Genomic DNA, 8,109 nt, shown 5'->3' with positions numbered 1-8,109 from the left:
GCTCGCGATGGCGTCAGTCCAGTCAATAGAGTATCGACTGATCCACCGCCATCGCGAGCAAGCTCGCTCCCACAGGTTTTGTGTTCCACCTGTCCCGTCCCAGGGGCCCATAGTGGTCGTTTTGCTATAAGATAACCGCCATTTTGCGCGAGCCAGCCCGCGCCTGCACAAGCCTTGCGTTCACACTATATTCCCGGAGCTTTCATGACGGCCCACGCCGACCTCTCGCCGACCCTGCAACTCGCCTGCGACCTGATCCGCCGTCCGTCCGTGACGCCGGTGGATGCCGATTGCCAGAAACTGATGATGCAGCGCCTGGGCAACGCGGGCTTTGCGCTCGAGCCGATGCGCATCGAGGATGTGGATAACTTCTGGGCCAGCCATGGCAAGCATGAGGGTCCGGTGCTGTGTTTCGCCGGGCACACCGATGTGGTGCCGACCGGTCCGGTGCAGGCTTGGCAGCTCGATCCGTTCGATGCGGTCATCGACGAACAGGGCATGCTCTGCGGCCGTGGCGCGGCAGACATGAAAGGCAGCCTGGCGGCGATGGTGGTGGCGGCCGAACGGTTCGTCGCCGACTACCCGGACCACAAGGGCTCGCTGACCTTTTTGATCACCAGCGACGAAGAAGGCCCGGCCCACCACGGCACCAAAGCCGTGGTCGAACGCCTCAAGGCCCGCCAGGAACGACTGGACTGGTGCATCGTCGGCGAACCGTCGAGCACCACCTTGGTGGGCGATGTGGTCAAGAATGGCCGGCGCGGTTCCCTCGGTGCGAAGTTGACCGTGCGCGGCAAGCAAGGGCATGTGGCTTATCCACACCTGGCGAAAAACCCGATCCACCTGGCCGCGCCCGCCTTGGCTGAATTGGCCGCCGAGCATTGGGACCATGGCAACGACTTCTTCCCGCCGACCAGTTTCCAGATCTCCAACCTCAATTCCGGCACCGGCGCGACCAACGTGATCCCCGGTGACCTGGTGGCGGTGTTCAACTTCCGCTTCTCTACCGAATCCACCGTCGAAGGCCTGCAACAGCGCGTCGCCGATATCCTCGACAAGCATCAACTGGACTGGCACATCGACTGGGCGCTGTCCGGCCTGCCGTTCCTCACCGAACCCGGCGCGCTGCTCGACGCCGTATCCTCGAGCATCAAGGACGTCACCGGGCGCGAAACCCAGGCGTCCACCAGCGGCGGCACGTCCGACGGTCGCTTCATCGCCACCATGGGTACGCAAGTGGTGGAACTGGGGCCGGTCAACGCGACCATCCACCAGGTCAACGAACGCGTGCTGGCCGCCGATCTCGATGTGCTGACCGAGATCTACTACAAGACGCTGATCAAGTTGCTCGCCTGATGCTCGCCTGTCCGATCTGCAATGAACCGCTGAACGCGGTGGACAACGGCGTGGTGTGCCCGGCCGGCCACCGCTTCGATCGCGCGCGGCAGGGTTACCTGAACCTGCTGCCGGTGCAGCACAAGAACAGCCGCGATCCCGGCGACAACCAGGCGATGGTCGAAGCCCGGCGCGACTTTCTCAACGCCGGGCACTACGCCCCGGTCGCCCGGCGCCTGGCCGAACTGGCCGCCGAGCGCGCGCCTGGGCGCTGGCTGGACATCGGCTGTGGCGAGGGTTATTACACCGCGCAGATCGCCGAAGCGTTGCCCAACGCCGATGGGTATGCCCTGGACATTTCCCGCGAGGCGGTCAAGCGCGCCTGTAAACGCAACCCGCAGCTGACCTGGTTGATCGCCAGCATGGCCCGGGTGCCGCTGGCGGACGGCTGCTGCCAGTTCCTGGCCAGCGTGTTCAGCCCGCTCGACTGGCAGGAGGCCAAGCGCCTGCTCAGCCCCGGCGGCGGCCTGATGAAAGTCGGCCCCACCGCCGGTCACCTGATGGAATTGCGCGAACGCCTGTACGACGAAGTGCGCGAATACACCGACGACAAGCACCTGGCCCTGGTGCCGCCGGGCATGGTGCTGGATCACAGCGAAACCCTCGAATTCAAGCTGACCCTCGACAATGGCCAGGACCGCGCCAACCTGCTGGCCATGACGCCCCACGGCTGGCGCGCCAGTGCCGAACGCCGTGCCAGCGTGATCGAGCAGGCCGAGCCGTTCCAGGTCACGGTGTCGATGCGCTACGATTATTTCGTTCTTCAATAACCTTTTGATTCCGGTCCCGGGCAACCGCTCGGGCCCCGTTAAATCCGCGAATGGATTTTTCAAGACCGCAGCGAGGACATCCATGCGCCAACCCGATATCGAGATTTACCTCAAAGACGCCGACGTCGACCACAAGGCCATCGCCGCCTGGCTCGGCCAGGCCCTGGGCCCGTGCAGCGACTGGGTGCAGAAAGGCCAGACCTACAAGTGCAAGGCCGGCAACATTCCGGTGACCTGGCTGCCCAAGGCAGTGGGCAAATGGAACAGCCTGTACCTGGAAAGTGACCAGACCCCGTGGGAAGACGACATCGCCTGCGCCCGCGCCGCCTTCGCCGCGCTGAACGTCGAAGTGCGCTGCGCGCCTGGCTCTTGGGTCGAGGAAGAAGGTGAGGAATCGGCAGATCGCTGGATTCGCATCAGTGCCGATGGGGAAGAAGAGATTACCTGGAAGACGGCGTGACGCTGACTTCCAGCCCACCGAGGAACCAATGTGGGAGCGAGCTTGCTCGCGATAGCGGTAGATCAGCCAGATTAGAAGTGACTGACACACCGCTATCGCGAGCAAGCTCGCTCCCACAATGGTTTTTGTGTAGGCAGTGAATGCGGGTTACACCCCCACCACGTCCTCAGCCTGCAAGCCCTTCTGCCCTTTCACGACCACGTACTCGACCTGCTGGCCTTCGGTCAGTGAACGGTGGCCTTCGCCGCGGATGGCGCGGTAATGCACGAATACATCCGCCCCGTCTTCACGCTGGATGAAGCCGTAACCCTTGGCGTCGTTGAACCACTTAACATTGCCGGTTTCCCGTTCTGCCATGATGCTCACTCCGTTTTATTATTTTTTTGAGTCGGCTTTTCCCGCCCAACCGCAAAAGGTAAAGCCGTACGAACTTTAGCCACCGTACGGCCCTCCATAAGGGAGGCCGTGGCGGTCACTGGCCGAGTATATGACACCCGAGAAAACTCTCAACTGACTTTACTTCGGCGCTTTTTTGCCGATTTTCGGCGAATCCGGCACACTGGCGCCCGCTCCATTCCATTCACTCATGCAGAAGCCGTATGACCCGCTCCCCGTTCCGCCGTCTTGTGTTTGGCACCCTGCGCCGACTGTTGTACCTCTGGGTTCGCTCCGAGACGATCAACCAGTCGTCCTTCACCCTCAACCTCGACCGCAGCCGTCCGGTGTTCTACGTCCTGCAAGACCCTTCGCTCACCGACCTGGCGGTGCTCGACACCGAATGCACCAAGGCCGGCCTGCCCCGTCCAGTGCTGCCGGTCTCGGTGGGTAACCTGCTGGAACCGGCGGCGTTTTTCTACCTGACGCCAGCGCCGGACTGGCTCGGCCGCCAGGACAAGCGCGGTGCGCCGCCGACCCTGACGCGACTGGTCGACGCCCTGAGCCACAATGCCGCCGAAGACGCCCAGATCATTCCGGTCAGCGTGTTCTGGGGGCAGTCGCCCGACAGCGAATCCAGCCCCTGGAAGCTGTTGTTCGCCGACAGTTGGGCCGTCACCGGGCGCCTGCGCCGCCTGTTGAGCATCATGATCCTGGGGCGCAAGACCCGCGTGCAATTCTCCGCGCCGATCCACCTGCGCGAACTGATCGAACACGACAAGGGCCACGAACGCACCGTGCGCATGGCCCAGCGGATCCTGCGGGTGCACTTCCGCAATTTGAAAGCAGCGGTCATCGGCCCCGACATTTCCCACCGACGCAACCTGGTCAAGGGTCTGTTGAACCAGCCGCTGGTCAAGCAGGCGATTGCCGACGAGGCCGAGCGGGAAAAAATATCCCCGGAAAAAGCCAAGGCCCAGGCCCTGCGCTACGGCAACGAAATCGCTTCGGACTACACCTACACCGCGATCCGTTTCCTGGAAGTGGTGCTGAGCTGGTTCTGGAACAAGATCTACGACGGCATCAAGGTCAACCACATTGAAGGCGTGCAGAACGTCGCCCAAGGCCACGAAGTCATCTATGTGCCGTGCCACCGCAGCCACATCGACTACCTGCTGTTGTCGTACCTGCTGTTTCGCAACGGCCTGACGCCGCCGCACATCGCCGCCGGCATCAACCTCAACATGCCGGTGATCGGGGGCCTGCTGCGCCGTGGCGGGGCGTTCTTCATGCGCCGCACCTTCAAGGGCAACCCGCTCTACACCGCGGTGTTCAACGAATACCTGCACACGCTGTTCACCAAAGGTTTTCCGGTGGAGTACTTCGTCGAGGGCGGTCGCTCGCGCACCGGGCGCATGCTGCAACCCAAGACCGGCATGCTCGCCATCACCCTGCGCAGCTTCCTGCGCTCGTCGCGCATGCCCATCGTGTTCGTGCCGGTCTACATCGGTTATGAACGGGTACTGGAAGGCCGCACCTACCTGGGCGAACTGCGCGGGGCCAGCAAGAAAAAAGAATCGATCTTCGACATCTTCAAGGTCATCGGCGCCCTCAAGCAACGCTTCGGCCAGGTGGCGGTGAACTTCGGCGAACCAATCAAGCTGGCGGAGTTCCTCGACGGCGAACAGCCGGGTTGGCGCCAACAGGAACTGGGCCCGCAATTCAAACCGGCCTGGCTCAACGCGACCACCCACCGTCTCGGCGAACGCGTGGCCCGGCACCTGAACGAAGCGGCAGCGATCAACCCGGTCAACCTCGTCGCCCTGGCGCTGCTGTCCACCAGCCGCCTGGCCCTGGACGACCGCGCCATGGCCCGGATGCTCGACCTGTACCTGGCGTTGTTGCGCAAAGTCCCTTACTCGCCCCACACCACCCTGCCCGAAGGCGATGGACGGGCCCTGATTGAACATGTGAAGGGCATGGACCTGTTGTCGGAACAGAGCGATGCTCTGGGCAAGATTCTGTACCTGGAGGAGCAGAACGCGGTGCTGATGACCTACTACCGCAACAACGTCCTGCACATCTTCGCCCTGCCGGCGTTGCTGGCGAGCTTCTTCCAGAGCAGCTCGCGCATGAGCCGCGAGCAGATCCTGCGCTACACCCATGCGTTGTACCCGTACCTGCAATCGGAGTTGTTCATTCGCTGGTCGCTGGAAGAACTGGACGGCGTGGTCGACCAGTGGCTCGACGCGTTTGTCGAACAGGGCCTGCTGCGTTTCGAAAATGACCTGTACCTGCGTCCGGCGCCAAGTTCGCGGCACTTCGTGCTGCTGACCCTGCTGTCAAAAAGCATCGCCCAGACCTTGCAGCGCTTCTACATGACCGTTTCGCTGCTGCTCAACAGCGGCCAGAACACCATCAGCGCCGAAGAACTGGAAGACCTCTGCACCGTCATGGCCCAACGCCTGTCGATCCTGCATGGCCTGAACGCGCCGGAATTCTTCGACAAGAGCCTATTCCGCCACTTCATCCAGACGATGCTCGACCTCGACGTGCTGCGCCGCGACGAGGCCGGCAAACTCAGCTACCACGAGCTGCTGGGCGAACTGGCCGAAGGCGCGGCCAAGCGAGTGCTACCGGCGGAAATTCGCCTGTCGATCCGCCAGGTGGCGCTGCATCGCAGTGAAGACGCCGCGGAGGTCGCCGTCAGCCCCGACCGTTGAACGTTGCCGATCACTCACCGAGGAACATGGAGCAGTTCCGGTGAGTTTGATCGGGCGCCAGCGAGTATTCCGACGCTGCCGAGCGGCTAAAGCGACATCAAACGAAGAAAAGACCTACAGAGAACTCTGGAACAGGCCTCTAGGATGGGCTCACGTCAATGTCGACGTACTGAAAAGGAATTCAGCATGAGCCTACACACCATTACAGCATCCATTCACCTGCCTGACGGCTATGAATTGCCTGAAAGCGGTGGTACTCACATCAGCTTCACAACACCGCATACCTCCGGTGGCAGCGGTTCCAACCAAATACCTAAAATGCCATGGATCGTCAGCCTGACCGTTGATGGCGATGTTGCCACCAAAGGGGAAGTGTTTTCGCTGAAAGTGCAAATCAACGGCCCGACCCCAGTGTTTCTTGATACCCCACACACCTTCATCTGGAACGGTGGTGATCAGGAAGTTGATGTCAATCTGACCCTTGCGCCCGTATCGAACACCGAAACCACTCAGCCACCCTCGTTCGGTTCCTGAGTCTCAACGCTCTATTGGATATGAGGCAGCGCCTCCAATCTCTTTGACGCCTGCACTTTGCTGGTGTCATCCAGTGCCACTGATGGCAAAAAACTTAATATAAGGACATTACTGTGAACCACTACTACAACCTGCCTTGCATCGCCCACTACCTGGAAAAAATCAGCCTGGCTCCCAACTCGACGCTCTATGCGTCCCTTGAAGACATCAGTGTCGCCGACGCGCCGGCTGAAACCGTTGCAACTTGCGTGATTAAAAACGCCGAAACCGCAGGCCTGGGCTTCGAACTCCGAGTGCCGGGATCGGCTATCATCGAAAATCATACCTATGTGGTCAGGGCGCGTATCGAAACGGAAGGCGAACTGCGCTTTACCACTAAAAAGAATCATACCGTCGACCCTCGCGCCAATTACCTGAAGCCAATCGAGATACTGATGTCTTCGGTGTAATATCCATGCTTCATAAACCCACCTATTCAAGAATAGGCTGCGTGTCTGGCGTTTGAGTTTCACCCATCGAGGGGCGGAAGAATCGTCTGGGCGGTGACGCTTCGGCTGGATTTTTACCTCTCGATGCTCCAGATTTGCTTTGGCGCCAGCACGTTGTTGGCGTCAAAGTAAAAAAGGTACGCCCAAATGAAAAAGCTCGTTCTGCTCGCACTCATTGGCTTGCTGGCCGCTTGCCAGTCGTCATTCCCGCCCAGCGCCTCCACCCGGAACCTCGACGGCGAAGTGTTTTATCTTCAACGCATCGCCCTGCCTTCTACCGCCATACTGACCGTGAGCTTGCAGGACGTGTCCCTGGCCGATGCCCCGGCGGTGGTACTCGATGAACAGAGTGGTCCGGTCAAAGGCCAGGTCCCGCTGCCGTTCCACCTCAGTTATGATCCGGCCCAGGTCAAGCCCGGTCATCGTTATGCCGTGAGCGCCCGCATCGAAGTGGACGGCCAGTTGATGTTCATCACCACTGAACAACACGCCGTGCAACTCGATGGCGAGGATCCGCAGCCGTTGAAGATCCGCGTCAACGCCGCACGCTGATTGCTTTTTCCAACTTTCTTCAAGGACCCCATCATGCTTCGCTCAACCCTCCGTTTCACCGGCCTGTGCGCGGGCCTGCTGATCTGCGCCAATGCCATGGCCCTGTCCTTGGGCGACCTGTCGCAAAAGGACGCCACGGGCGGTCTCAAGGACGCGTTGACCCAAGGCGCGCAGGTGGCGGTCAAGCAACTGGGCACACCCGGCGGCTTCAGCAACAACCCGGATGTGAAGATCGAACTGCCAGGCAAGCTCGGCAAAGTCGCCAGCAAGATGAAAGCCTTCGGCATGGGTGAGCAGGTCGATCAACTGGAAACCAGCATGAACCAGGCTGCCGAAGCCGCAGTGGTCCAGGCCCAGCCGATCCTGGTCAACGCCGTGAAGAACATGAGCGTGAGTGATGCCAAGGGCATCTTGAGCGGCGGCAACGACTCGGCCACGCAATACCTGAACAAGAGCAGCCGCGAGCAGATCCGCGCCAAGTTCCTGCCTATCGTCAAGCAAGCCACCGACAAGGTCGGCCTGGCGCAGAAATACAATGCTTTCGCCGGCCAGGCCGCAACCTTTGGCGTGCTGGATGCCAAGAGCGCCAACATCGAAAACTACGTGACCGAGCAGGCGCTGGACGGGTTGTTCGAGATGATCGGCAAGCAGGAAGCCACCATTCGCCAGAACCCGGCGGCGGCGGCGACCAGTTTGGCGAAGAAGGTTTTCGGCACTCTCTGAGCCAAGCGCAAAAACACTGTGGGAGCGAGCCTGCTCGCGATAGCGGTATCAGCCATAACATCTCTGTTGGCTGTTGCACCGCTATCGCG

The 8,109-nt window shown here is 61.0% G+C and carries 9 protein-coding genes; 8 read left to right on the top strand and 1 reads right to left on the bottom strand.

Translation table 11 applies throughout. The annotated features are described in order from the left end of the window. Positions 1-204: 204 nt before the first annotated feature. The 3 genes from dapE to LQ215_RS28965 all read left to right on the top strand — a co-directional run bounded on the left by dapE (position 205) and on the right by LQ215_RS28965 (position 2,625). Positions 205-1,356 (top strand): succinyl-diaminopimelate desuccinylase, encoded by a 1,152-nt coding sequence (dapE, locus tag LQ215_RS28975; RefSeq protein WP_230153672.1) that lies wholly within the window; start codon positions 205-207, stop codon positions 1,354-1,356. Further along, positions 1,356-2,165 carry a putative RNA methyltransferase gene (locus tag LQ215_RS28970; protein ID WP_230153671.1) on the top strand — a complete coding sequence of 270 codons (810 nt, stop codon included), beginning with the start codon at positions 1,356-1,358 and terminating at the stop codon, positions 2,163-2,165. Before dapE ends, LQ215_RS28970 begins: the two co-directional genes overlap by 1 nt. 82 nt (positions 2,166-2,247) lie before the next feature. Then, a complete protein-coding gene (locus LQ215_RS28965) occupies positions 2,248-2,625 on the top strand; it encodes a hypothetical protein (protein ID WP_003198200.1) in 378 nt (125 codons plus the stop codon). A gap of 147 nt (positions 2,626-2,772) precedes the next feature. Here LQ215_RS28965 and LQ215_RS28960 read toward each other — a convergent pair whose 3' ends face one another. Beyond that, entirely contained in the window at positions 2,773-2,982 is a 210-nt protein-coding gene (locus tag LQ215_RS28960; RefSeq protein WP_230153670.1) for a cold-shock protein, read from the bottom strand. A gap of 242 nt (positions 2,983-3,224) precedes the next feature. Between LQ215_RS28960 and plsB the strand changes: the two genes are divergently transcribed. The 5 genes from plsB to LQ215_RS28935 all read left to right on the top strand — a co-directional run bounded on the left by plsB (position 3,225) and on the right by LQ215_RS28935 (position 8,020). Next, on the top strand, positions 3,225-5,723 hold the full coding sequence (gene plsB / locus LQ215_RS28955) for a glycerol-3-phosphate 1-O-acyltransferase PlsB (RefSeq protein ID WP_230153669.1): 2,499 nt from the start codon (positions 3,225-3,227) through the stop codon (positions 5,721-5,723). A 186-nt stretch (positions 5,724-5,909) separates the two neighbouring features. Next, positions 5,910-6,257, top strand: a complete 348-nt coding sequence (locus LQ215_RS28950) for a hypothetical protein (protein ID WP_230153668.1) — start codon at positions 5,910-5,912, stop codon at positions 6,255-6,257. A gap of 113 nt (positions 6,258-6,370) precedes the next feature. After that, a complete protein-coding gene (locus tag LQ215_RS28945; RefSeq protein ID WP_230153667.1) occupies positions 6,371-6,706 on the top strand; it encodes a YbaY family lipoprotein in 336 nt (111 codons plus the stop codon). Positions 6,707-6,892: 186 nt separating this feature from the next. Next, positions 6,893-7,297 carry a YbaY family lipoprotein gene (locus tag LQ215_RS28940; RefSeq protein WP_230153666.1) on the top strand — a complete coding sequence of 135 codons (405 nt, stop codon included), beginning with the start codon at positions 6,893-6,895 and terminating at the stop codon, positions 7,295-7,297. Between the two features lie 33 nt (positions 7,298-7,330). Beyond that, positions 7,331-8,020 (top strand): DUF4197 domain-containing protein, encoded by a 690-nt coding sequence (locus LQ215_RS28935; protein ID WP_230153665.1) that lies wholly within the window; start codon positions 7,331-7,333, stop codon positions 8,018-8,020. Positions 8,021-8,109: the final 89 nt, after the last annotated feature.

The organism is Pseudomonas brassicacearum (assembly GCF_918698105.1).
GTDB classification, from domain to species: Bacteria; Pseudomonadota; Gammaproteobacteria; order Pseudomonadales; family Pseudomonadaceae; genus Aquipseudomonas; species Aquipseudomonas brassicacearum_F.
The sequence above is the reverse complement of the archived record's forward strand: the minus strand, read 5'-3'. Positions and strand labels throughout refer to the sequence as shown.